General features: G+C 58.6%; 21 protein-coding genes. 10 read left to right on the top strand and 11 right to left on the bottom strand.

Going from position 1 to position 24,333, the window contains the following annotated elements; translation table 11 throughout:
* The first annotated feature begins 219 nt into the window (after positions 1–219).
* The 4 genes from KI792_01780 (at position 220) to KI792_01765 (ending at position 5,000) form a co-directional block, all read left to right on the top strand.
* Positions 220–1,893, top strand: a complete 1,674-nt coding sequence (locus tag KI792_01780; protein MBV6631744.1) for a mannitol dehydrogenase family protein — start codon at positions 220–222, stop codon at positions 1,891–1,893.
* A 163-nt stretch (positions 1,894–2,056) separates the two neighbouring features.
* The gene (locus tag KI792_01775; GenBank protein ID MBV6631743.1) at positions 2,057–3,538 is read left to right on the top strand and encodes a mannitol dehydrogenase family protein; all 1,482 of its coding nucleotides are present in this window, start codon (positions 2,057–2,059) and stop codon (positions 3,536–3,538) included.
* Between the two features lie 111 nt (positions 3,539–3,649).
* Positions 3,650–4,516: an HAD family phosphatase gene (locus KI792_01770; protein ID MBV6631742.1), complete on the top strand. Its 867-nt coding sequence runs from the start codon at positions 3,650–3,652 to the stop codon at positions 4,514–4,516.
* A gap of 55 nt (positions 4,517–4,571) precedes the next feature.
* The gene (locus KI792_01765; protein ID MBV6631741.1) at positions 4,572–5,000 is read left to right on the top strand and encodes a hypothetical protein; all 429 of its coding nucleotides are present in this window, start codon (positions 4,572–4,574) and stop codon (positions 4,998–5,000) included.
* 22 nt (positions 5,001–5,022) lie between these two features.
* Here the strand turns inward: KI792_01765 and purH are convergent, their stop codons facing one another.
* From purH to KI792_01750, 3 genes are all read right to left on the bottom strand, one after another.
* Positions 5,023–6,606, bottom strand: a complete 1,584-nt coding sequence (gene purH / locus KI792_01760; GenBank protein ID MBV6631740.1) for a bifunctional phosphoribosylaminoimidazolecarboxamide formyltransferase/IMP cyclohydrolase — start codon at positions 6,604–6,606, stop codon at positions 5,023–5,025.
* 124 nt (positions 6,607–6,730) lie between these two features.
* Complete coding sequence (locus KI792_01755) at positions 6,731–7,630, bottom strand: glycosyltransferase family 2 protein (protein ID MBV6631739.1); 900 nt, start codon at positions 7,628–7,630, stop codon at positions 6,731–6,733.
* A 97-nt stretch (positions 7,631–7,727) separates the two neighbouring features.
* A complete protein-coding gene (locus tag KI792_01750; GenBank protein ID MBV6631738.1) occupies positions 7,728–8,447 on the bottom strand; it encodes a TetR/AcrR family transcriptional regulator in 720 nt (239 codons plus the stop codon).
* Positions 8,448–8,668: 221 nt separating this feature from the next.
* On the opposite strand from KI792_01750, the gene KI792_01745 reads away from it, so the two are divergent.
* Both KI792_01745 and KI792_01740 read left to right on the top strand, forming a co-directional pair.
* Positions 8,669–9,871, top strand: coding sequence for an efflux RND transporter periplasmic adaptor subunit (locus tag KI792_01745; GenBank protein MBV6631737.1), 1,203 nt, complete (start codon positions 8,669–8,671; stop codon positions 9,869–9,871).
* Between the two features lie 14 nt (positions 9,872–9,885).
* Complete coding sequence (locus tag KI792_01740; protein MBV6631736.1) at positions 9,886–13,035, top strand: efflux RND transporter permease subunit; 3,150 nt, start codon at positions 9,886–9,888, stop codon at positions 13,033–13,035.
* Positions 13,036–13,047: 12 nt separating this feature from the next.
* Here the strand turns inward: KI792_01740 and KI792_01735 are convergent, their stop codons facing one another.
* The 6 genes from KI792_01735 to KI792_01710 form a co-directional block, all read right to left on the bottom strand.
* Complete coding sequence (locus KI792_01735) at positions 13,048–13,536, bottom strand: nucleoside kinase (protein ID MBV6631735.1); 489 nt, start codon at positions 13,534–13,536, stop codon at positions 13,048–13,050.
* A gap of 13 nt (positions 13,537–13,549) precedes the next feature.
* Positions 13,550–14,413 (bottom strand): ornithine carbamoyltransferase, encoded by an 864-nt coding sequence (locus KI792_01730; GenBank protein MBV6631734.1) that lies wholly within the window; start codon positions 14,411–14,413, stop codon positions 13,550–13,552.
* A 77-nt stretch (positions 14,414–14,490) separates the two neighbouring features.
* On the bottom strand, positions 14,491–14,925 hold the full coding sequence (locus tag KI792_01725; protein MBV6631733.1) for a hypothetical protein: 435 nt from the start codon (positions 14,923–14,925) through the stop codon (positions 14,491–14,493).
* 158 nt (positions 14,926–15,083) lie between these two features.
* The gene (locus KI792_01720) at positions 15,084–16,790 is read right to left on the bottom strand and encodes a heparinase II/III family protein (protein MBV6631732.1); all 1,707 of its coding nucleotides are present in this window, start codon (positions 16,788–16,790) and stop codon (positions 15,084–15,086) included.
* Positions 16,787–17,461: a ribulose-phosphate 3-epimerase gene (locus KI792_01715; protein ID MBV6631731.1), complete on the bottom strand. Its 675-nt coding sequence runs from the start codon at positions 17,459–17,461 to the stop codon at positions 16,787–16,789. Before KI792_01715 ends, KI792_01720 begins: the two co-directional genes overlap by 4 nt.
* Before the next feature lie 53 nt (positions 17,462–17,514).
* Positions 17,515–18,414, bottom strand: coding sequence for a LysR family transcriptional regulator (locus KI792_01710; GenBank protein MBV6631730.1), 900 nt, complete (start codon positions 18,412–18,414; stop codon positions 17,515–17,517).
* Between the two features lie 137 nt (positions 18,415–18,551).
* Between KI792_01710 and KI792_01705 the strand changes: the two genes are divergently transcribed.
* From KI792_01705 to KI792_01690, 4 genes are all read left to right on the top strand, one after another.
* Complete coding sequence (locus KI792_01705; GenBank protein MBV6631729.1) at positions 18,552–18,785, top strand: hypothetical protein; 234 nt, start codon at positions 18,552–18,554, stop codon at positions 18,783–18,785.
* 98 nt (positions 18,786–18,883) lie between these two features.
* The gene (locus KI792_01700) at positions 18,884–19,555 is read left to right on the top strand and encodes a glutathione S-transferase family protein (protein MBV6631728.1); all 672 of its coding nucleotides are present in this window, start codon (positions 18,884–18,886) and stop codon (positions 19,553–19,555) included.
* Positions 19,556–19,615: 60 nt separating this feature from the next.
* The gene (locus tag KI792_01695; GenBank protein MBV6631727.1) at positions 19,616–20,398 is read left to right on the top strand and encodes a hypothetical protein; all 783 of its coding nucleotides are present in this window, start codon (positions 19,616–19,618) and stop codon (positions 20,396–20,398) included.
* Positions 20,399–20,422: 24 nt separating this feature from the next.
* Positions 20,423–21,298 (top strand): SDR family NAD(P)-dependent oxidoreductase, encoded by an 876-nt coding sequence (locus tag KI792_01690; GenBank protein ID MBV6631726.1) that lies wholly within the window; start codon positions 20,423–20,425, stop codon positions 21,296–21,298.
* A gap of 30 nt (positions 21,299–21,328) precedes the next feature.
* Here the strand turns inward: KI792_01690 and KI792_01685 are convergent, their stop codons facing one another.
* Positions 21,329–22,207: a methyltransferase domain-containing protein gene (locus KI792_01685; GenBank protein ID MBV6631725.1), complete on the bottom strand. Its 879-nt coding sequence runs from the start codon at positions 22,205–22,207 to the stop codon at positions 21,329–21,331.
* Entirely contained in the window at positions 22,204–24,006 is a 1,803-nt protein-coding gene (gene lepA, locus KI792_01680; protein ID MBV6631724.1) for a translation elongation factor 4, read from the bottom strand. The genes KI792_01685 and lepA overlap by 4 nt, the downstream gene beginning before the upstream one ends.
* Between the last annotated feature and the right edge of the window lie 327 nt (positions 24,007–24,333).

Genomic DNA, 24,333 nt, shown 5'->3' with positions numbered 1-24,333 from the left:
CATTGGTCGCACACAAACAAACCGGGGCTGGTTGCTTTCCCAATTTGCCCCAACACTACAGATCAAGGCGCAAAATAAGCGCATTGGATACAGGAAACACAGATACCCGTCGCAGGTTTTCAATACCCTGCGTGCAAGCAGAACCGCCGATCTAAAACCAAGAGCGGGCTGCCCAAAGACAGATTGGGAAACAACCAACAAGAGTAATAGGTCAGCTTCATGTCTACGCCTAACGCCCGCCCACTGTCCCAAGACATGGTGGACAACCCGCCAGAGAACGTGGCCATCGTTGAGAAGCCACCAGAGAATGGCAAGATCGGCATCGTCCACCTTGGTCTCGGCAACTTCGCCCGTGCGCATTGGGCTAGCATCATTGATGACATGCCAGCCGATCAAAAGGGTGATTGGGGCATCAGCGGCGTTTCCATGCGCTCCGCGCGCATCCGGGACCAGCTTGAGCCGCAGGACAATCTGTACACCCTGACCGAGCGTCGGCCAGAAGGCGACAAGACCCGCATTATTTCAGCGGTCAAAGAGACCCTCGTCGGTCCGGAAGATCCTCAGCGACTGATCGCTCGCATTGCCCATCCCGACACTAAGGTTGTGTCGATGACCATCACCCAGGGCGGGTATAAGCGCGATGATGACGACAACCTAGATCCGCAGGCCTATGCGATCGACAAGGACTATCTCGTCGATGGTGAAGCACCGCGGGTGGCCGATGAGATTGCTGGCACAACCCCACCTGTTTCCATGCCTGCCGTGCTGACCGAAGCATTGAAGCAGCGCAAGGAAGCTGGCCTGCCGCCGATCACCGTGGCCTGCTTGGATAACATTCCAGACAATGGCGCTGTGACCAAGAAAGTGCTGCAGCAGTTTGCCGAAGCCAAATACGGCAAAGAGCTTGCCGACTACATTGGCTACAACATCGTGTTCCCAAACTCGATGGTGGACAGAATCACCCCGGCCGCTAGCGCGGAAGATGCCCAAAGCTTGGTGGACAAGCATGGCATCAGCGATGCCTCGCCAGTGTTCACAGAGCCATACCGTCAGCTGATCATTGAAGATAACTTTGCCGAGGGCACCAAGCCGCCGATTGGCGATGTCCAAGGCGTGAAGCTAACCGAGGATGTGCGCCCGTTTGAGGCAGCCAAAATCCGAATGCTGAATGGCGCCCATATGATGATGGGTGCGCTGGGCCGGGTCGCCGGTTTCAAAACCGTTGATGAGGTGATGGCCGACCCTGACATGGGTGCGTTCACCAAACGCTTCCTTTCAGAAGTCGCAGCAACCATTGATCCGATCCCTGGCACCGACATGCAAGTCTATGCAGACGATCTGGTAGAGCGTTTTGACAACCCACAGCTGAAAGACAGCGTAGACCGGTTGGCTAATGATACATCCAAGAAACTCAAGCCACGCTTGATGGATGCGATCCATGCCTCAATCCACAAAGGAACGCCTAATCAAGCACTTGGCGTTGCTCTGGCTGGTTGGCAGCGTTTCATTGGTGGTGTCAGCCAAAACACCCCAACACCCGAAAGCTCGGACAAACCGACAGGCGTTACAGACACGGGACGTGTGTATGTGATCAGTGACCCTCGTGCTAAAGAACTGCAAGATTTGGCACGGGAAGAAGGTCCTAATGTTAATCGCGTTCATGAGGCAATGGGGTTTGGCCTGTCAATGTACGGCAAGAACGGCCAAGACCTTCGCCGACGCGTGCAAAGCTCGCTGGAAACCATGCTGAAAGGCGACGCCATGTCCGCTATTCGCGCGGTGACCATGCGCCTTGATGAACTGCCAAAACCGGTAGTTCCGAAAGACGATGGCGCCAGTGGTGGGCCGAAGCCACCGGGTCCGGAAGACCGCTCTGGTCCTAAGCTTAGCTAATCTCTCAATCCAGCTTTTTGTCAGAGTCTGGGCTTGGCCCTTGGGTCAGGCGCCGGACTGTGCGATAAGCGCGCCCGGTTGGCGGCTTTCACCTAACGGCCTACCGATCTAAGGGCAGCAAGCCGACACTGGAAGACGTTATCGAGGGAGCTCCGCTTCAGGCATGGGCAATACCGTCAAAGTTAACACCGCGAATCTGGCTGATTTGCCAGCACGCATTGCGCGGCCGACATTTGATCGCGCGCAGCTTAAGACCGGCATCGTTCACATCAGCCTGGGCGCTTTCCACCGCGCGCACCAAGCCGTCTACACCGACGACCTCCTCGCCAAGGATCCATCGGCCCTTGCCAGCTGGGGCCTGTGCAGCGTTGGCGCCCTACCCCACGACCAAAAGCTTTGCGATCAACTAAGCCGCCAGAACAACCTCTATACCGTGGTGACCCGCGACAGTGACGGCATGAAAGCCCGGGTCATTGGCTCCCTATCCGATGTCCTGTTTGCGCCCGCCGATCGCGGCGCGGTCCTCGCCCAGATGGCGAAGAAGACGACCAAGATCGTCTCCCTCACCGTGACCGAACGCGGCTATGGCCATGACCCGGCCACGGGTACCCTGGATAAGGGCCGCAGCGACGTTGCCGCCGACCTTATGATGCCAAAGAATCCCAAGACCGCCCTCGGCATGGTGGTTGAGGCGCTGAACCAGCGCCGGGAAATGGGCATCGCCCCCTTCACGGTCATGTCCTGCGACAACCTGCAGAAGAATGGCAGCCTGACCCGCGCCCTAACCCTTGAGATCGCAGAGCAGCGGGACCCGCGCCTGGCTGAATGGATCAGCGAGCATGGCGCCTTCCCGAACAGCATGGTCGACCGCATCACCCCGGCAACCAGCCCAAATGATGTGACCGAGATCCGCGATCACTTCGGTATCGATGATGCCGCCCCGGTGGTTTGCGAACCCTTCCGGCAATGGATCTTAGAAGATGAATTCACCATGGGCCGTCCCGCCTGGGATGAGGTTGGCGCCCAGTTTGTCAGCGACGTCTACCCCTATGAACTGACCAAGCTTCGCCTGCTCAACGTCGCACATTCGGCGTTTTGCTATCTGGGCGTACTGGCGGGTTATGACTTCGTTCATGAGGCGATCACCGATCCGGGCATCCAACGCTTCGTCCGCCGCCTGATGGATGAAGAGATTACCCCAACCCTGCCCGATGCCCCTGGCATTGATCTGCCAAGCTACAAGGACATGCTGATTGAGCGTTTCGCCAATCCCGCAATCCGCGATGGCCTGCCCCGCATCTGCATGGACGGCTCTCAGAAGATCGGCAACCAGATGATGCCGATTGTCCGTGATCGCCTGGCCGCTGGCGGCTCCGTCGACCTGCTGGGCCTGGCCGTTGCCAGCTTTATCCGCTGCTCACGCGGCACGGATGAGAAAGGGGCGACGATTGAGGTGAAAGACCCCCTCGCTGACAAGATCAAGCAAGCGGCCAAAGCCGGCGGCGATGACCCGACCCCATTCCTGGCGATTCCAGAGATCTTTGGCAGCGACCTGCCCCAGGCTGAGCCTTTCACCAAGGCTGTGGATTACTGGCTCAAACGCTTGCACAATAACGGCGCGAAAGCGGCCGTTGGCGAGTTGTGATCACTATCACAAACGCAAATTAGCCAGCATCTTTCACCCTAACATGGCATAGTAAGTCTGTAGCCAAATCGCGGCGACCAAGATCGCGATACGGATAACGAGGAAGCAAACATGCCTTTGGACCAAGCCCCGCCTGGACCCGCCGCCGCACAACCTGAAGGTGCGAAGTTTGATGCGCTGGTCTTCGACTGTGACGGGGTGTTCGCCAAGAACTCAGAAGACATTGCTTTCGAAGTCGTTGCCAAGCAGGTGAATGATTACCTGAGCCGCCGTCGCAAACCAGAGTATGAGCAGGCAGAGCTCGTTCGGGNGCTGGCCGGCAAGCATTTTAAGGACATCCAAGAGTGGGTTGCGGAAGGTAGGGGCGTGACCATCCCGGATTCAATGGAACACGATATTACTGTTGAAACGGCAACGCGGCTGCGAACTGAAACGCAAACTGACCCCGGTCTACACCGCCTGATTGATGCCTTCGAGCGCGATGGTGCTGAAATCGGCATGAACTCATCGAGCCCTCACCTTCGCCTAGCAGCCCCCATTCACGCTGCCCGCCTCACCAAGAAAATGAGCAAAGAGCAGGGTAATGTTATCAGCGCGCCGGAAGATACGGGCAAGGCGAAGCCTAAGCCTGATGGCTACCTTCTAGCCGCTGACCGCCTTGGTGCGGACCCCGAGAAAAGCATTTGTATCGAAGACAGTGACTCCGGGGTGAAGTCTGGCGTTGCCGCTGGCTACATGGTGATTGGCTATATGGGTGCGACCCATATCAAGCCAGAAGACTACGACTCCCACAAAGCAAGGCTCATTGAAAACGGTGCCACGATCGTTGTGGACACAATGGATGAGATTATCGAGATGAAGCCGTATCTCGAGCAGAAGCTGGCTGAGAAACTCGCCGCCCGTGCCGAGGCTGCACCTCAAGACCCGACACCACGGGGCTTGCCCGAACCGCCTCCAGCCGCCAGACTAGCGACCTAACAAACAAGGGGGCCGGATTAACTGGTCACCCCCGTGACTTAGGGTTGGTAGCGCCATGGTTGGCAAACTTCTTGATGCGCTCGGCGATGAGCGCAGCGACGGCAAATTCACCGGATCCGATTGGCAGACATCGCGGCCTGAGGTTGCGACCGTTCTCGGTCTGGCTGACAAGATGGCCAGCATCGCCAAGGACGCCCGGCATTCAGGCCCCAAAACCCTCGCCGTCAACATGGCGGAACTTAAGCGTCTGCACCCCAAACTGGCCGACAGCTATAAACGCCTGCGCGCAGTGATCGAGAGCCCGGCTAATGAGGCCCTCGCTAATGCCGATGGTGAGGTACATGAGCTAATGGCCGCCGATGATGCGGTCACCCTGCTCGGCGTGCTGCCAGACCAGCTGATTACCCGTGACGGGGTCCAACAGGTTATGGATAACCTCGCTGAGCTGAAGACAGCGATCCTAACCCTCGACCGCGCAGTCTAAGCGGGCCAGTTACTAGGCTGGCCTAGTGATTGAAGTGACGCCGGCCGGTCATGACCATGGCGAGGCCGGCCTCGTCAGCGGCGGCGATAACCTCATCATCGCGAACCGAACCACCCGGTTGAATAACGGCGGTTGCACCAGCCTCAGCGGCGGTGATTAGCCCATCGGCAAATGGGAAGAACGCATCTGAGGCAACAGCAGACCCAACGGTCAGCGCCTCACCAAGCCCAGCTTTCTCAGCGGCTTCCTTCGCCTTCCAAGCGGCAATGCGCGCACTGTCGACACGGCTCATCTGCCCCGCACCGATACCGGCGGTGGCGCCATCCTTCACATAGACAATGCCGTTTGACTTCACATGCTTCACGATCCGGAAGGCGATCAGCATGTCGGCCAGTTCGGCGGCGGTCGGTTCACGCTTCGTCACGACTTTCAGGTCAGCCTCGGTGATGCAGGCATTGTCACGGTCCTGCAGCAGGAAGCCACCAGCAATGGTCTTAACCTTAAGGCCAGGTGCTTCGGCATCGGCCATGGCACCGGTCTCAAGCACGCGGAGGTTCTTTTTAGTGGCAAAGATCGCCTTTGCTTCATCGCTGATCGATGGGGCGATCACCACCTCGGCAAACAGCTTGGCAATCTCAGTTGCGACGGCGCCGTCGATCACCTGGTTGGCGGCAATGATGCCACCAAAGGCACTGACCGGGTCGCAGCGGAGCGCTAGATCATAGGCCGCGTTCAGATCAGCAGCACTCGCGACACCGCATGGGTTCGCGTGCTTAATGATCGCGATGGTCGGCTCGGTGAACTCTGACACCAACTCAAACGCTGCATCGGTATCGTTGAGGTTGTTGTAGGAGAGTTCCTTGCCCTGCAGCTGGGTTGCGGTGGCAACGCCGGGGCGGTTGCTGCCGTCGAGATAGAGGGCGGCCGATTGGTGCGGGTTCTCACCATAACGCAGGATCGCCGCACGCTTACCGGCAACACTGATCCGTGGTGGGGTCACCTTCTCCTCTTCACCGAGGAACCCACGGCTGGCGAACCAACCAGAGATTGCCGCGTCATAGCTGGCCGTGCGGGCATAGGCGAGGCCGGCCAGGCGACGGCGAAGGCTGAAGCTAACCTGACCATCATTGGCATCAAGCTCGCCCAGGAACGCCTCGTAGTCTTCTGGGTCGGTCAGGACCGCGACATGGGAGTGGTTTTTGGCCGCCGCACGGATCATCGCCGGGCCGCCAATATCGATGTTTTCAACGCAGGCCAGGTCATCGCCACCCTTCGCCACCGTCTCTTCAAACGGGTAGAGGTTAGCAATCAGCAGGTCGATCGGTGCAATGGCATGCGCCTCCATGGAGGCCAAATGCTCAGGGTTATCGCGCAGGCCAAGCAGGCCACCATGAACCACTGGGTGCAGGGTCTTAAGCCGGCCGCCCATCATCTCAGGAAAGCCAGTATGCTCTGACACCTCACGGACGGTCAGGCCAGCGGCGGTGAGCGCCTTATGGGTGCCACCGGTGGACAGCAGCTCAACGCCCAGATCACTGAGCTTTTGGGCCATGGGAACAATGTCCCGTTTGTCGGAGACGGAAATCAGGGCGCGCTTGATACGCACAAAATCGGTTTTCACGGGATCGATACCTGGCGGCTTGAGGCGGGAGGGCTAAAAGGAAGTGGCTGTATGGCGCCGAACCGACCCAATGGTCAACCGGCATGGCCACATAACCCGCATGCGGTCTTTAGGCAGCACCGGCGGCCAGCGCCGCCTCAGCCCCCGCCTGCATCCGACCCATCACCTGATCGAAGGCTTTACGCGGCATATACCCGCTCAACCTATTGGCGGTTTGCAACCGGTTCAGCCAATCCAGCGCAGCGGTCGCCGGGAAGCCGGCATCATAGGCGATGCGCTCTTTATCAGCATCATCGAGGATGAAGTTAATGGCGATATCGGCATCGCTCGCCTCCACCCCAATCTCACCGGCAATGCGTCGGACGAGGCTGTCGGCCACGGCCTTCTGCTTTGGCCGGTTGGTGATGCCCACCTTCTTGTTATGGAACCGATATTTGGCCAGCACCCGGTCCATATTGGCGGCCTTGCCCCTTGCCGTTATCCGGCTAAACAGCCCCCAATCTTGTGAAAAGGGATGGGCTGGATCATAGGCGAGCCCCCAATCATCGAAGACATGGCGACGGATCATCGCTACTGGCTGCGCCACGGCACACCGGAATAGGAAGCAGCAGGCGACCATGTCCGGCTCAGTCTCGTAATCGAACAACATCTCCCGGTCGCCGAAGGTCTGCATGAAGCCACCAAGCAGATCGATATCTGGATTGGCCGCCATAAATGCCACCTGTTGGGACAGGCGGTCCGGCATATGCAGATCATCGCTGTCAGCCCGGGCGATCAATGGTGCCCGGGCGGCAGCCAGCGCATCGGTCACCGTTGGGACGATGCCTCGGTTCTGCTTAAAGAGCAGCGGCTTGATGCGGGGATCGGCGTCGGCCTTTGCCTGGATGAGCTTGGCGGTCTGATCCTGGGATCCATCATCGGCAATGATGAACTCTACATCCTCAAAATCCTGGGCAGTCAGGCTATCCAGCGCGGCGCCTAGAACATCGTCGGCGTTGTACGCGCTCATCACCACACTGACGGCGGGGGTCGAAGAACTGGGCAAGAGATGGGTCGCCTAAAACAGATTTGATGTAAGGAAGCGGTGCCGATGCCCGCCTGAGCTATCAGCCTTCGGTCAGCGGATACAGGGTTAGGAACTTGCCCACGGCGGCCTCTGCCAGCTCCTGGGCTTCCTTCTCCTCAACCGGGCCACGCATATGCAACACCCGCTGCATGAAGACCGGCATCTTGGTCATCTCCAGCAATTCACGGGCGGCCATGTCCGGATCCTCGAGCTGGATCAATCCCTCATCCCGGGCCCATTCGAGGTAATCGGCCATACGCTTAATCCCCTCACGCGGACCAGCATCGTAGAAGATCTGCCCCAGATGCGGGAAACGCACGGCCTCTGCCACCGCCATCCGATAACCGGAGGTGGGCATATCGCCGGTGACAAACATCAAGAACTGAGCAGAGACACGGGTAAGGACCGCCCGAACATCGGCGTCACCGGTCTTCAGCCCATAGAGCTGACCGTTATGCAGCTTACAAACCGCCCGGACGACAGAGCCGAACAGCGCCTCTTTATCGGCAAAGTAGTTGTAGAGCGTCCCTTTGGACACGCCGGCCTTCAACGCGATTTGCCCCATGCTGGAGCCGCCGAAACCATTCTCGAAAAACAGATCGGCGGCCGCATGCATGATCTGCTGGGCTTTCGGGCTCTGCCAATCGATATCGCCGCCATGGTCATCGGCAGCGCCTTGATCCGCGTTGGGATCAATCTTGGTCAGTGCCTCGCCAGCGGCGGGGGGTGGTGGGGTCTTGCTCACAGGCTCAACGGTCATGGCAACAGGGAACTCACGCTCAATTACTAAGATATTTCGTCAGCGACGTGAACCAACTGACTTTACGCCACGTAAGATGACCGAACCGTTCAGTCAATGGTTGAACTACCCGTATACAAGGCGTAGTTTAAAAATGACCGAACGGTTCGGTCAGTTCAAGATTTCAATCATTCCGCGCCGAGCTTTTTTATAGGCGCGCCAACAATCACTAGGCGAAACCCATGACCGATAAGCCCAGCGAAACCCTTGGTGAACCAAATGTTGAGCAAGCATCGGGGAAGCCGAAAAAGCTCATCGTATCGGGCCTAATTATCGCCGGGTTGGTCGGCGTGACGGCGGCAATTGGCGGTATTATCACCGGCAATGCAGCTGAAGAGGCGGAAGCACGACAGGATGTTGCCGCGGCGCGCCCCCTTCCCGTTGAGGCGCGCCGGATCAGCTTTACCGATGGTTATGACCAACAACGCCAATTCGCAGGTTTAGTCGCCGCCCAACGTCAGGTTGATTTGGGCTTTCAGATCAACGGCATGGTCGCTGAGATGCTGGTCGATGAGGGGGATGTGGTCGCCGCCGGTGATATCATTGGCCGCCTTGATACCGACCGCCTGGAAGCCGATCGCGCCCGCCTGGCCGCCAGCCTCGCCGAGCGTCGCGCCGACGCCAAGCTGGCGCGCCAAACCCTCGACCGTCAGCGTGACCTGAACAAGCGTGGCCATGCCAGTGACCAAGTCCTGGATGAGGCGGTCACCACCTCAGAACGGGCGCAAGCGGCCATCGCCGCAACCGAGGCACAGATTGCCCTACTAGATGTTGATATCGAGGATGCCAGCCTAACCGCCCCATTTGCCGGTACCATCACCCGCCGCATGGTTGATGAGGGCGCTGTTATCAGTGCGGGTGCCGCCGCTATCCGCCTGATTGAGACCGGCGCATTGGAAGCACGCGTGGGCCTACCGCCTAAGCTTGCCGCCCTACATTCGGTTGGCGAGCAGATGCAACTGATCTGGCGGGGTGAGAGCCATACAGCGACCCTGCAGAACGTCCTACCAGCGGTTGGTCGCAACTCCCGTACTGTTACAGCGATCCTCGATGTACCAGATGCCATGCGCCTCGCTGGTGCTACCGATGGTGAACTCTTGCAGCTGCAGATCACCGACCAGGTTTTTGAGCGCGGTGCCTGGCTTCCTAATGATGCGATGACCGAGGGACTTCGAGGCCTTTGGTCCGTCTACACCCTGATCCCAACGCCGGAGAATGGGGACCTCTACACAGTCCAGCGGGCGGAGGTTGAGATGCTCTATGCCGAGGCAGAGCAAAGCTATGTCGCGGGCACGCTGGCCAATGATGATTACGTTGTCTGGCATGGCGCCCATCGCCTGACACCAGGCCAAGTGGTGCGGGTCACCCCGTCACCAGAAAGCTAAGGGCAGCGCGATCCATGAAGACCCTATTCCTCGATTATCCCCGGCTTCTCGTTCTTGCCATCGGTGTCCTGCTGGCCGCTGGCCTAGGCTCAATCCTGACCGTGCCGAGGCTGGAAGACCCACGCCTAACCAACCGGGTCTCAACCATCGTGACGCCATTCCCCGGGGCTGATGCCGAACGGGTTGAGGCCTTGGTGACCGAACCGATTGAGGATGCCCTACGCACCCATGCCGACATCAAGACCATCACCTCATCATCCCGGGCTGGTGTATCGGCAATCACGGTTGAGCTTAAGGACAATGTCTACGAGCCAGAGCCGATTTGGTCAGAGCTGCGGGACGAGATTGGGGCCGTTGCCCCCACCCTACCGGCCGATGCGGGCGCGCCAGAACTCGATGATGATCGGGGCTATGCCTACACCCTGATTGCGGGGCTGCGCTGGGTTGGTAATGAGGCACCGAATTACCGGGTCATGAAGCGCTTTGCCGAGGCGTTGCAGGATAGGTTCCGCAATGTTGGGGGCACTGACCTTGTGCGGGTCTATGGCGCACCCGATGAACGTGTTGAGGTTGTGGCCGATGCCGAGGCGTTAGCCGCCGCTGGCCTCTCAATGGGCGATGTGGCGAGGGCTCTCGCCAGCGCTGATGCCAAGACCTCCGCCGGGGCACTTGATGGCGGGTCGAGTGGCCTGACCGTCGAAGTTGAGGGCTCATTTAAAGCGACGGATCGCATTGGGCGGATACCGCTAGTCGCCGATCAGGATGGCGGCCTGCGCCTTGCTGATGTGGCCACGGTTACCAGGGCCCTTCAGGACCCGCCCCTAAACCTCACCATCATTGATGGCGAACCGAGCGTGGTGGTTGCGAGCCGCCAGCTGCCCACCATCCGTGTCGATGTCTGGGCCGCCGATACCCGCGCCGTGTTGGAGGAGTTCCGAACCGAACTGCCCCAGGGCATCGAGCTGCGCACCCTGTTCGACCAAAGCGTCTACACCGAGAACCGCCTGGACCAGTTGATCGGCAATCTGCAGATCGGCCTGCTGATCGTCTTTGTGGTGTTGTTGATCACCATGGGCTGGCGTTCCGCGATCATCGTTGGCGCCGCTCTGCCGCTCACCAGCCTCATGGCCTTAGGCAGCTTCCAATTGCTTAACCTTCAAATTCACCAAATGTCGGTGACCGGGATCATCGTGGCGCTCGGCCTGATGGTCGACAATGCCATTGTCATGACCAATGGCATCCGTGCCGATGTTCAAGATGGGCTGGACCGACGCGATGCCGTCGCCCGCAATGTTAGGCGCTTTGCCGTGCCATTGCTTGCCTCGACCGTAACAACTGTTCTGGCCTTTATGCCGATTGTGCTGATGCCTGGCCCTGCGGGTGAGTTCGTTGGCCCAATCTCAATGGCCGTGATTGCGTCCCTGCTGAGCTCTTACGTGATTGCCATGACCCTAGTGCCGGCGCTTGCTGGCCTGATGGCACCCAAAACGCCACCCAAGCCATCCTATTGGCGGGAAGGGCTGGTGGTGCCAGCCATGTCCAATGCGTTTGCTTGGAGCATTGATCAAAGCCTGAAGCGCCCCTTCGTTTCCATCATCGCCGCGTTCTGCCTGCCGGTTCTGGGCTTTGTCGGTGCCAGCACGTTGAGTGAGCAGTTCTTCCCACCGGCTGACCGTGACCAATTCCAGATCGAAGTCTTCACCGCTGAGAGCAACTCAATCAGAGGCACCCAGGCGCTCGTGCAAGAGATCGACACGGCCCTCGCCACCGATGACCGGATCAAGGAACGCACCTGGTATATCGGCAATACGGCGGCGGCCTTCTACTACAACCTGTTGAGCAACCAGGACCGCAACCCCTCCTATGCCCAGGCCATGATCACGGCGCAGGATGCGCCCGCAGCGGCGGACCTGATCCTGGACCTACAAGACACGCTGGATGCCTCCTTCCCAGGCGCGCAGATCCTGGTTCGTAAGCTGGAGCAGGGCCCACCATTCGATGCCCCGCTTGAGGTGCGCATCTATGGCCCTGATCTGAAGCAGTTGCGTGAGCTGGGCAATGAGATCAAACAGGTGATGTTCAGCACCCCAGACGTCACCCATGTCCGCACCACCCTCGATGCGGGCGAGCCAAAGGTTATCGTCGACGCTGATGAGGATCAGGTGCAGCTGGCTGGCCTCAACCTAACCACGGTTGCCGGACAATTGAGCGATGCCCTAGACGGCCGCTTTGGCGGTTCCGTTTTGGAGACCACAGAGCAACTGCCCGTCATCATCCGCCTGTCCCAGGATCGACGCGGCAACCTTGATGAGGTGCGTGGCATTACCCTCGTCCCGAATGGCCAGGGGGTTGACCGGGCCGCACAACCAACGACTGACACCATTGGGGTGCCACTCGGTGCCCTGGGCGAGGTGAGCCTGGTGCCAGCACTGACCGGCATCCCGCACCGTGATGGCGAGCGGCTGCAAGAGGTCAAAGGCTACCTCTACGGCAACACGCTGCCTGCCCCGGCGCTGGCCGCCTTCCAGGCGCGGCTTGAGGCCAGCGGTTTTGAGCTACCCGTCGGTTATCGGATGGAGTTCGGCGGCGAGAGCGAGAAGCGCGGCGATGCGGTCGGCAACCTCTTATCCTCGGTTGCCCTACTGCTGGTTCTGATGATCACGACGGTGGTGTTGTCCTTCAACTCCTTCCGCCTTGCCGGGATCATCTTCCTCGCTGGTTTTCAGGCGATGGGCCTCGGCCTGCTTAGCGTCACCATGGGCGGTTATCCGCTTGGCTTTGTTGTGATCGTCGGCTTGATGGGCCTGGTTGGTCTAGCGATTAACGCCACCATCGTCATCCTGGCAGCGATCCAAGAGGATCCGATTGCCAAGACCGGTGATGTGCAGGCGATGCGTGATGTGATTATGCGCGATTGCAGCCGCCACATTATCTCAACCACCATCACAACCTTTGGTGGCTTCCTACCGCTCATCCTAACGGCTGGTGGGTTCTGGCCACCCTTCGCGATTGCCATCGCTGGCGGGACCCTGATGGCGACCGTGGTGTCCTTCTACTTCACCCCGGCCGCCTATCGCCTGATCAAGGCAAGGCAGTATCGTGAAGAGGCATCACGTGAGGTGTCACAACCCTTACGCCCAAGCCTGGCCATCGCGGCGGAGTGATCAGCAGGTCAACTACTCGCAATGATTAAGGATGGTATCGACCACCTTGGCCAACGGCACTGAGGTATCGATCCTGATCCCAATCTGTGGTGTGTCCTCACCGGTAGCTTGCACGCGTTTCACCAGCGCGCGCTCCTCCACCGTGCCGCCCCACTCATCATCCCCACGGGCCGCGAGGCGCTGCTCCAACACCGACCAGGCGACACCGAGCACGAAGACCTCATCAAACAGGTCGATAAACTGGCTGAAGTTGCGAGAGCCACCACAGAAGAACGTCTTAGAGTGGCTGTGGTCTTCGACGATTGAGCGGACCTTTGCCACATCCCAAATGTGATGCTCATGAGCCGAACCGGGCAAAGGCTCACCGGTTACCGGATCGCCCTGATAGGCAAGCTCCCGATCACCATTGATCCCTTGATAGCCACGCCGCGTCAGCTCATGACAAACCGAGGTCTTTCCAGTCCCCGACACGCCCTCAACAAGGTAGTTTTTGATGCCCATCTCTTCCGTCCCTTCAGGCCAAAGCGTGTTCGAGAAAAGCATTCTGGGCATGCATCAGGAACGCCTTCGCCTGGGTTGCGACACAGCAGGGATGATCCATCGCATCGGCTGACACCTCCTGCCCCCGGGTGACGGGCGGGCATGGGATAAACAGCACGTCTTGTTTACAACCGTCCAAGATATCAGCCGTGATGCGGAGCTTCGCAAACTGCTCAGCCTGATCCGGGTCAATATCAGCTGGCCAACAATCAGTGACAATGACATCGGCAGCCGCCAGGACACCCTTTTGATCGGTAGTCATTACCCCTGACGGCAACTCGTTAGCAGTAAAGGCGAACTCTGTCGGGCATATCTGTGTCACATGGATCGGCAGAACCTCTGCTGCGTCCAACCACGATCGGGCGATATTGCCTGCTGCGGCGACCACGGCAACCCGAAGCCCTTCGATTGATCCCCGCTTGGCGTGCACAAAACTCAGATCGCCCAAGGTCTCAAAGGGGTGATTGTGATTAGTGCGAAGGTTGAGGACCGACGCTTCCGCAGCAGCGGCAAAGCTTCGCAGACGATCCAGACTGGGTGTGCGGATGGCAATTGCATCAAACCAATTGTCCAGATACCCGGCGAGATCGGCAATCGCCTCCGCCCCCTCCAACCCTGCGGTTACGTTGACACAGCTGGCGCCAAGCTCAGCTGCGCCGAGGCTCAGGGCCGTTGGATTACGCCAACCTGGCAATTCAGCGATCAGCCCAATCCGCCTACCCTGCAGCGATTGGGGCAGCTCCCGCGCCTGCCAAAGATCCCCCAGCACCACCGCACGCGCAATCAGCGCTTGGCAGTCATCGGTGGTCAGATCGTTGAGGGATAAAAGATCAGGCACGGACGCCCCGCTTATTTGAGAGCGCCCGTCATAGCTGACAGAGGTTAGGGAGCGAAAGGCCCGATTGTCAGGAACCTTTAATCGGTAATCCGTGCCAGCACACGATCCCGAGCGTGGTCGAAATAGTAGTTCTCTTCATCCAGGAAATAGCGCGGGGTTGCCAGGAAGGCGAGTAGCAGGATCCCAGTGATCGCCACCATGCACCACGCCACAAGGTCGACAACCGTCATCGGGATAATCACCAGATAGGCAACACTGCTAAGCCAGACCGCAATCAGGGCGGGGATGCCAATCGCGGCACTATGCAGGCACAGGGTCAGCGTAATCTCACGCCGGAACATGCGAATAACGTCGTCGCGCGGCGGCAGGCTGTCATGGCCAGCTTCGGCCAGGCTCTGCCACTCTGCTTCCATCCGCTCACGCATGGATTTGAAGGTAATTGGCTTCCGGACGAGGGCGATAACGGCGATGCAAATCAGCGAGAGACCAATCAGAACCAGATCAACAACCATCACGCTACTCCTCTCACATCACACCATCCGTCTACTAAAGATGATGGTGCCGGATTGCGGCGACGCCAAGACCAGACGCCCGGCATTCGGCAAGAAATCGCCATAAAGCGGGCGGGTTCACGCCGTTTTGACCGTTGCCAGATCGAATAGGCTACGGGTTAAAGGGTTAACGCTTGATGATTTGTCGGGACTTTGGCGGGTTTCCGTTCCCGGGTTAGGGACCAGCCGAGATTAGCGCCGACCTTGCGATCCCCCTTAAGGGCGGAGGCGCTGTGATCCTCGGTCTCACCGGTTAGCACCAGTTGATAACAACGCCGTGGGGCACCGTCGCCAAGATAGATGCTCTCTTCCACATCCAAGCTTGCGCCCTGGGCCTGGAAGCGCCAGCCAGTGCCGCTTAACGGCTTTAAGAGGGCACCGCCTTGAATGGGAGAGACCTGAATATCCGGCGCAATGTGGAAACGAACGGAGAAGCGATGCCCAGCACGGCCATGGAGGCGGTCTTCCCCAAACACGGCCTCACCACTCTCAGACACCGTGATGATACGATCATAGGTCAGGCCAAAGCGGGGCAGCCAACCATCATGGCTCATCGCGATACGGGTGCCATAGGCGCCGGTTTCACGGGTGCTGGCGATGCGGGCGGGCTCCCGCTCAATCCCACCGCCGTCCGTCACGGCACTGGCATTTGTGTCGGCCACCACAAGCGTTGAACTCGCGGCGGTTGAGCGCAGCGGGTCGGTTAGCGCCCCACCAGCCGGATCATGACCGCAGGAGACGATGATCCGTTCCCGCCCATGGGACATCTCAAACCCGAACAGCCCGGCATGGGCGTTTGTGTCATAGGGTTTGGGCGGGGCACCCGCCGTATCGATGATCAGTGAGGTACGGCCAATGCCAACCCGCTCATACCCCGTCTCAACAAGGGAGCGGAGCGGGCGGCCACGCGCATCGGCCTGGGCCAAGGCGGTATCAATAACCAAGGGGTCCGCCTCTAACGCGCCATTCATCGTCGCCAACCCACCATCGCCATGGCGGAACAGGCGAAGGGCCGGGATCGTCCGATCAATGGCATCCTGAATGGCGGGCGGCACCACCTGTCCATCGGCCACCAAGGCAGCGCGAATATCGATCAGGTCGCGCACCACGCCCAACTGGTCCAAGGGGTTACGGGTGATATAGCCACCATCCGGCGCAATCTGCGCGGCCAAACGTTGGGAGATGACCGTGAGCGCCTGGCCCAGCTTCAGCCCATCGGGATCAAGGCAGAGCGCACCTAGCACCCAGCCCTTCAGCGCCACAATCTCACCTGCCCCCACGGTGTCGGGGTCATTCTCAGCGGGTAGGTTGCGCATCAAATGCCGGATCTGGCGGCCCAGCGCGTCCATCAGCAGAGCCTGTCGCTGATCATCCAGCGCCGGCTCATAGAAGGTGAACTGGCTTAACCAATGGGCCACCCGCGCCCCGGTCGTCGGCAATGCCCAGGCGGTTGCGTCCCAGCTGGGATAGGTGTCGAGCCAATTCATGATCGTATCGGCGGCGAGGCGCCGGGCGCTATCACCACCAGCGGCCCGCAAATGGCGCAGCCAATGGAAACCATGCAGCGCCGCCTGCCAACCAATCGGTGCCGCCAACTGACGACCATCAAAGGGGTTGCCGGCTAAGGCGCGCGCGCGGCCAAATAGGGTGAAGGCACCGCCCAGCATGGCCTGGCCACGATCAGCACGGCCGGGCCATGGATCGGGGGGTATCAGGCGGGGTGCCGGTGGCACCGGTCCCCGCAACCCGCGCTCATAGAGCNGGTTGGTAAAGGCAAAGGCACGGCCCTTTTGCTTCAGTTGGGCCCAGGCGCCGGGTTCACTCACCTGAGCGCCTCAATCGCGGTGCCGTAATTGGTGTGGCCAAAGACGGCACTACCGGCGACCAGCACATCAGCACCAGCCTCACGGCACAGAACGGCAGTTTCGGCATTCACCCCGCCATCAATCTGCAGTGCGATTTCGCGACCGCTCGCCTTAATCCGATCTGCGGCGGCTTTAATCTTGGGCAATTGCGGATGAATGAACTTCTGCCCGCCAAAGCCTGGATTGACGGTCATGATGCAGATAAGATCGATATCCTCGATCAGGTTATCGACCACCTCAATCGGCGTTGCCGGGTTAAGGGCAAGCCCAGCCTGGCAGCCAGCAGCCTTAATCGCCTGCACCGTACGGTGGGTGTGTGGCCCCGCCTCCGGATGGACAGAGATCATCGCCGCCCCTGCATCAACGAAGGCCTCGATATAGGCATCAACCGGTGAGATCATCAGATGCACATCAAAAGGCAGATCGGTATGGGGACGAAGCTGCTTGATCAGCTGCGGGCCGAAGGTGATGTTTGGTACGAAATGGCCATCCATCACATCAAGGTGCAACCAATCGGCACCCGCATCCTCAATCGCTTTCGCCTCAACGGCGAGGCGCGCGAAATCGGCGGCAAGCAGGGATGGGGCAATGGTGACGCCGTCATTACGGCGGGCAAGGTCACGGATTGGCATGGCAGTCTGGTCAGTTGGTGGTTGTTGCGTCGGCAAACAGGCTTGCCTGTCTGCTACAACTCCGTATCGAGCGCTGCAAGCGCATCGACCATAAAGTCGATGAAAACCCGGACTTTTGGTGACATTTGTTGGGCAGTTGGAAAAACCGCATAGACCGGCACCGCATCAACATGATGCCCGGTCAGCAATTCAACCAGCCGCCCATTCTTGATATCCGGCCCCACCACATAGGTCGGCAGGCGTGCAATCCCAAGCCCGGCAAGGGTCGCCGTTCGAAGCATGCTTAAGCTATTGCATTGAAGGGGGCCGGTGACCGGCGTGTCGGAATCCCCCTGATCGCCCTTAAACCGCCAAGACAGGCGCTGACTAACCTCACTAAAGGTTAGGCAATCATGGCTGGTTAAATCCGACGGGCGTTTGGGCACGCCGCGTTTCTCCACATATTCTGGGGCGGCAACAATGGTCCAGGTCTGGGTCAGCAGGCGCCTTGCGATCAGGGCGCTATCTGGCATTTCACCGACGCGGATGGTGACATCAAACCCCTCAGCCACCACATCCACACGGCGGGAGCTGGCCACAAGCTCAAGCTGAATATCGGGGAAGGTCTTCTGAAAATTAGCGAAGAGCGGCGCCAACACCCGCTCACCAAAGGTTGGCGGCGTAGACACCCGCAAACGCCCACGCGGCTGACTGCCCATGGAGATAACCGAATTCTCGGCATCATCCAGGCTTTGGACAATGTCCCGCGCCTTCTCATACAGCATCATGCCGATTTCGGTTGGCTGAACGGAACGGGTAGTTCGGTTCAACAGGCGGGTGCCGAGCCTATCCTCAAGTTGCGCGACCTGACGGCTTACAGCGGAGGGGGAGACGCCAAGACGCCGGGCAGCAGCGGAGAAACCATGCTGTTCCACCACCTGCACAAAAACACCGAGGCCATAGAGGCGATCCATCACCAGCCCTATTATTGATCTAAACGCAAAGGTTCATCGATTTTTATACCCATTAATGATTTTTGGAAAGTGGTTATCTTAATCATCAACGGGCGACGGCAGCACCGCCGCTGACAGCTTACACGATGGAGATAATCATGGCCCTCAAGCCTCAAACCGATCAAAACACCGGCGAAACCTGGTTTGGCGACAAGTTCTTCGGTCGCCCAAGCGACCTTAGCCCTGAATGCATCGACCAGTATATGCGCCATGCGCGCCGCCTGCGTGCCTCTGCATTCCACGGCCTGATGGCCGGTAAGGCCGCCAATGACGCCACCGATGACATGCGTGAGCGCCTGCCCGGCTGTGCTGACCGCGCCGCCTCTGCCTAACAATCAGAAATGATGACGGGTTAGGGCTAGGAGCGCGGGCGCGTTTTGTCTAAGGTCCGGCGCGTTCAAAAACCTGCCCAGCAGCCAACCCGTCCTTCATGCGCCTGCTTTACCACCTTTGGCTATCCGCACCCTCGCGCAAGGTCCGCATCTTCTTAGCTGAGAAGAACCTGGAGTTTGACCTGAAGGTCGAGAAGATCTGGGAACGCCGGACCGAATTCCTGGCCATGAACCCGGCGGGTGACGTGCCGGTTCTGATTGAACCGGATGGCACTACCCTCACCGATAGCCAGGTCGTCTGCGAGTATCTGGATGAGGTGTATGGCACCGACAAGCCGTTGCTGGGCGTATCGCCACTGCAGCGTGCGGAAACCCGACGGCTGATCACCTGGTTCGATCAGAAATTTGGCCGCGAGGTGACCGACAACCTAGTCGGTGAAAAACTGATGAAGCGGTTTTTAAAGCTGGGCGAACCGCACGCCCCCTCAATCCGCGCAGGCCATGCGAACATCCACTACCATCTGGATTACATCGGTTATCTGACCGAGCGTCGGCGTTGGCTTGCGGGCAATGACTTTTCCCTCGCTGATATTGCCGCCGCCGCCCATCTCTCCACCGTCGACTATCTGGGCGATGTCCCTTGGGATGAGCATACCCAGGCCAAGGATTGGTATGCGCGGGTGAAGTCCCGCCCATCGATGCGGGATATCCTGACCGATCATATCCCCGGCGCCCCACCGCCAAAGCATTACGACAATCTCGATTTTTAAAACTTCAGCATTCCCTGTTACACTGATCCCATCACCAGCTTCCGCAGCTTGGATGCCTTAATGGGAACCGCCCGCCATTTGATCCTGGCCCTTGCCTTGCTCGCCATCACACCATGGCAAGCGATGGCCGCTGACCCGAGCAGCGTGAAAACCGGCGATACCATCGCGCTGGCGCTAAAGTTTGAGGAATGGGCAGAGCCCAAATCGGCGCTCGTCACCGCCCGTATCGGGGTTGTTACCCAACAGAACCAGGCCGGCCTGATACAGGCGCGGATGAAGGCGGTGTCAGAGGCCGCATCAAACCATGCCGCTTGGCGCTTAGCCCGTTTGCAACCAGCCGCCGGTGCCCGTGGTGCCGCCCTTTGGCAGGGCATCATGGAAACCCGGATGACGCCGGATGAGTTAGGGCGGATGGAGATTGCGCTGCGCGATTATCGGAATGGCGCGGGTGAGGCCAGCTTTGCGATTGAGCGGATCGATTTCTCCCCCACCCTGGCGGAGAAGCAGGCAGTTCGCGCCGCATTGCGTGCCCAGGCTTATCACCAGGCCGCCCGGGAGTTGCAGCAGTTAAACAGCGCCTTCCCGGATAAGCGCTATCGGATCGCATCGATCAGCTTCTCAGATGATGAGGCACAGGATTTCCTTAATGCCCCGCTTTCGCAGATCCTCGGCGATGCGGCTGCCCGCCCGCGAGCCGTGACCAGCCCTAGGCGTGAGGGCGAGGCGAGCCATATCATGCTGACGGCCCATATCGTGCTTACTTCCGAGCCCCTGCCTGAGGAAGATGCAGCACTGGCCACCACCGGCACCAACCGCGAGCAAGCGGCGCTGAACAACCGTTAAGCCCTCAAACGCTAAGCCACCCCAATGACTGAGAACGATCTGAGCCTGGAGCTCGCACCGCGTGTGATCACCCATGATCTCGCGGCCCTTAGCGATCGAGTGCCAAGCGAGGCGCGCAATTTATTCATCTTCGGCCTTGGCTATACCGGCACCTATATCGCCCAGAAACTTGTCGACCTCGGTTGGCGGATCGGCGGTACAAGCCGCGATCCGGACACCAGGGATGCGATGAAGGCATCTGAAATAGAGGCGTTTGATTTCAGCGCGTTAGACAACAAACACATCAGACAATACGACAATTTTGTCGTGACAATTGGCCCCGATCGGCAGTCAGGTCAGGACCCAACACTGGGAGAACAGGGCAACCTGCTAGCCGAACTTGGCCCCCGCTGGATTGGCTACTTCTCAGCGACATCAGTCTATGGCGAGGTTGAGGGCTGGATCGATGAGGCTAGCCCAACCGAGCCGACAACCGAGCGCGGGAAGCGTCGCCTGGCTGTTGAACGAGCATGGACCGGCTGGGCAGAAACCAATGGCATAAACCTAAGCTTGCTGCGTCTCGCCGGTATCTATGGGCCTGGTAAGAACATCCTGGAACAGTTGCGGGCCGGCACCGCACGGGTCATCGACAAACCGGGCCATGTGTTTAACCGAATTCATGTTGAAGATATTGCCCGCTCGGTTCTGTACCGCCTGGCCACCCCGGCCCCAGTTACCATCGACAACCTGGCCGATGGCCAACCGATGAGCCAAATCGACTGGACCAACAAGGCGGCAGAATTGCTGGGCATGGATGCCCCATCACCAATCCCGTTTGAGCAAGCGCGGGCCAGCCTATCCCCGATGGGCCTAAGCTTCTGGTCGGAGAGCCGAAAGATCAGGGCATCTGAATTTTGCTAGGTACACCCAAAGAGCAGAGATCAGAAATCATCACGCGTCAGCTGGCCTGGTCATGACAACGGTAATTCCACCATTGTTGAAGAGCTTTCGGCCAGGATGTCGGCGCTCAAGCTCGGCCTGGGTTTCTGCAGCAATAGGATGCTCAAACATTGGCATGCACATATCGATCTGAAACGGGCATTTATCGAAGAACTCTAGATCGAAGAACTCTAGATAGTCTTCGGTGAACAGCCGATTGATGGCCGTCGAGTTGTAAATCCGGTCCGTGATCTCAACCGCCGTTTCGTCATCGGTATGCTGTTTCATGAAGCCCGTCATCTTATCAGGCGTCATCAACAGGTGCCCCCATGGCGGAATTGGTGAGTCATTGAACCAGAAGGTTCGACCACTTTTATCCGTGATGCCGTGAAGATGGTGGCCATTGAAGGATGACCAGATTGGCGAAAACATTGAGAACAGACGACCACCGGGTTTAAGAGCCCGGTACATCGCCTCCAATCCCGCAGGCAAATCCAAGATGTGCTCAAACGTGGCGATTGAGAAAATCGCATCAAAATAGCCATCTAGGCAGGTGGGCAATTCCTCAATACCGCCGAGCAGGATGTCACGCTTGGCCAGTGCGTCAGGGTCCTCAAGCTCGCCAATCGGAATGAGTTTGCGGTCGACTGCTTGGGTCGCGGCATCGTCGAGGGATGTAAACTCATCCCAATAACCTGGCTCTTGAACACCGATCCATTGATCGGCCTCAAGGGCATCGAAGACCACCCCCTCAGGCAGGCTGCCGCCGACTTCCAAGACACGCTTACCTGTGAAACCAATCGATTTATGGGCCAGGAAGACGTAGTCGATTTGATAGTTGAGGCCGTATTTGGATTTCAGCGCGGCCTTAACATCAAGCTCGGTTGTCATTCATCACCCATCTTGAGTGCGGCGATGAAGGCGCTTTGTGGGATTTCCACATTGCCGAACTGGCGCATCTTTTTCTTACCGGCCTTCTGCTTCTCTAGTAGCTTCCGTTTCCGGCTGATATCACCGCCATAACATTTGGCCGTCACATCCTTACGCATCGCAGAAACGGTTTCCCGGGCGATCACCTTGCCACCAATGGCGGCCTGGATGGCGATCTTGAACAGCTGCTTTGGGATCAGACCTTTCAGCCGTTCGCACAAGTCACGACCGCGGGTTTCAGCAACGGAGCGGTGCACCATCATCGACAGCGCATCCACCGGCTCTTGGTTCACCAGGATGTTCATCCGCACGAGGTCATCGGCGCGATATTCATCCATCTGATAGTCAAAGCTGGCATAGCCACGGCTGATCGATTTCAGACGGTCATAGAAATCGAAGACCACCTCAGACAGCGGCAGGCGGTAAACTACCATCGCGCGACTACCGGCATAGGTGAGGTCCAGCTGCTCACCCCGGCGATCCTGGCAAAGCTTCAGAATGCCACCCAGATACTCGTCTGGGACCAGGATGGTTGCTTTGATCCAAGGCTCTTCGATCTTCTCGATCTTCATCACATCCGGCATATCGGCCGGGTTGTAGAGCTCGATCATCTCACCATTGGTTTGATGGATCCGGTAGACCACCGATGGTGCCGTGGCGATCATGTCCAAATTGAACTCACGGTCCAATCGTTCCTGGATGATCTCCATATGCAGGAGGCCCAGGAAGCCACAGCGGAAACCGTAGCCAAGCGCGGCTGAGGTTTCGGCCTCATAATGGAAGCTGGCATCGTTCAGGCGCAGCTTGCCCAGGCTATCGCGCAAATGCTCAAACTCTGACGCGTCAGCGGGGAAGAGTGAGCAGAAGACGACCGGGATCGATGGCTGGAAACCAGGCAGCATCTCTTCGGCTGGTTTCTTAGCATCGGTAATGGTGTCACCAACGCGGGCGTCCTGAATATCCTTCATACCGGCGGTGAAGAAGCCCATCTCACCCGGCCCAAGCTCGCCAATGGTTTGTAGCTTGGGTGAAAAGACACCGACCCGGTCCAAAACCCGCTCGGCGTTAGTAGACATAAACTTCACCGTCTGCCCGGTTTTAAGCGTGCCCTCCATCATGCGGATCAGCATCATCACGCCGAGATAGCTGTCATACCAGCTATCGACCAAGAGTGCCTTGGGGCGGCTTTCCGGCTCATACTCTGGCGGGTTAAGGCGCTTAACGATGGCCTCAAGCAGCTCGTGGATGCCCTCACCCGTTTTGGCCGAGCACAGAATGGCGTCGGAGGCATCGAGGCCGATCACATCCTCAATCTGCTGGCGCACCCGGTCGGGTTCGGCGGCTGGCAGATCGATCTTATTGATCACCGGGATGATTTCATGATCATGGTCGATCGCCTGATACACATTGGCGAGGGTCTGTGCCTCAACGCCCTGGCTCGCATCGACAATCAGCAGCGACCCCTCACAGGCAGCCAAAGAGCGGCTCACCTCATAGGCGAAATCCACGTGGCCGGGGGTGTCCATCAGGTTCAGCTGGTACTCAACCCCATCATCAGCTGTGTACAGAAGACGCACGGACTGCGCCTTAATGGTGATGCCCCGCTCTTTCTCGATATCCATGTTATCGAGAACTTGCTCGCTCATCTCACGCTGGTTGAGGCCACCACAGGTCTCGATCAGCCGGTCAGCCAGGGTCGATTTACCATGGTCGATATGGGCGATAATGGCGAAGTTGCGGATATGGTCACGGGTGGCCATTGCGGCGTCGATCTCACGGTTAAAAGGTTAAGTGGCAATCACTAGCGAACAGAAATAGGGCCCTANGCAAAAAACGGCAACGGGCGCATGGTCGCGTAATAGCCTTTAACAGGGTCTATCAGGTGCTTTCCTAGCAATGGAAGCCGAAAGCGCGGCTGATTTGCCAACAATAGCCAGACAAAACAACAAGTTTTGGTTGAATCTCTGGCCGTTTGCGGATGTGGCGGCTAGTTTCAAAATCGGTATGTCTCGTTTTTTGCGTCAGTTTTAGCCGGATCGGCCAAAATCATAGGCGCGAACGGGGCGATTGGGGTTCGGTTCTACGTG

The sequence above is a fragment of the Alphaproteobacteria bacterium SS10 genome (assembly GCA_019192455.1).
Lineage (GTDB): Bacteria > Pseudomonadota > Alphaproteobacteria > TMED2 > TMED2 > TMED2.
This window is presented reverse-complemented; position numbering and strand designations above follow the sequence as displayed.

What these genes read in the sequence shown, in the direction of transcription:
- KI792_01690 (MBV6631726.1), top strand. Translation starts at nt 20,423, where the DNA reads ATGACTGAGAACGATCTGAGCCTGGAGCTCGCACCGCGTGTGATCACC.
- KI792_01710 (MBV6631730.1), bottom strand. Translation starts at nt 18,414, where the DNA reads ATGGATCGCCTCTATGGCCTCGGTGTTTTTGTGCAGGTGGTGGAACAG.
- KI792_01775 (MBV6631743.1), top strand. Translation starts at nt 2,057, where the DNA reads ATGGGCAATACCGTCAAAGTTAACACCGCGAATCTGGCTGATTTGCCA.
- KI792_01715 (MBV6631731.1), bottom strand. Translation starts at nt 17,461, where the DNA reads ATGCCAATCCGTGACCTTGCCCGCCGTAATGACGGCGTCACCATTGCC.
- KI792_01750 (MBV6631738.1), bottom strand. Translation starts at nt 8,447, where the DNA reads ATGACCGTTGAGCCTGTGAGCAAGACCCCACCACCCCCCGCCGCTGGC.
- KI792_01695 (MBV6631727.1), top strand. Translation starts at nt 19,616, where the DNA reads ATGGGAACCGCCCGCCATTTGATCCTGGCCCTTGCCTTGCTCGCCATC.
- lepA (MBV6631724.1), bottom strand. Translation starts at nt 24,006, where the DNA reads ATGGCCACCCGTGACCATATCCGCAACTTCGCCATTATCGCCCATATC.
- KI792_01705 (MBV6631729.1), top strand. Translation starts at nt 18,552, where the DNA reads ATGGCCCTCAAGCCTCAAACCGATCAAAACACCGGCGAAACCTGGTTT.
- KI792_01700 (MBV6631728.1), top strand. Translation starts at nt 18,884, where the DNA reads ATGCGCCTGCTTTACCACCTTTGGCTATCCGCACCCTCGCGCAAGGTC.
- KI792_01755 (MBV6631739.1), bottom strand. Translation starts at nt 7,630, where the DNA reads ATGAGCGCGTACAACGCCGACGATGTTCTAGGCGCCGCGCTGGATAGC.
- KI792_01725 (MBV6631733.1), bottom strand. Translation starts at nt 14,925, where the DNA reads ATGGTTGTTGATCTGGTTCTGATTGGTCTCTCGCTGATTTGCATCGCC.
- KI792_01740 (MBV6631736.1), top strand. Translation starts at nt 9,886, where the DNA reads ATGAAGACCCTATTCCTCGATTATCCCCGGCTTCTCGTTCTTGCCATC.
- KI792_01745 (MBV6631737.1), top strand. Translation starts at nt 8,669, where the DNA reads ATGACCGATAAGCCCAGCGAAACCCTTGGTGAACCAAATGTTGAGCAA.
- KI792_01780 (MBV6631744.1), top strand. Translation starts at nt 220, where the DNA reads ATGTCTACGCCTAACGCCCGCCCACTGTCCCAAGACATGGTGGACAAC.
- KI792_01765 (MBV6631741.1), top strand. Translation starts at nt 4,572, where the DNA reads ATGGTTGGCAAACTTCTTGATGCGCTCGGCGATGAGCGCAGCGACGGC.
- KI792_01685 (MBV6631725.1), bottom strand. Translation starts at nt 22,207, where the DNA reads ATGACAACCGAGCTTGATGTTAAGGCCGCGCTGAAATCCAAATACGGC.
- KI792_01735 (MBV6631735.1), bottom strand. Translation starts at nt 13,536, where the DNA reads ATGGGCATCAAAAACTACCTTGTTGAGGGCGTGTCGGGGACTGGAAAG.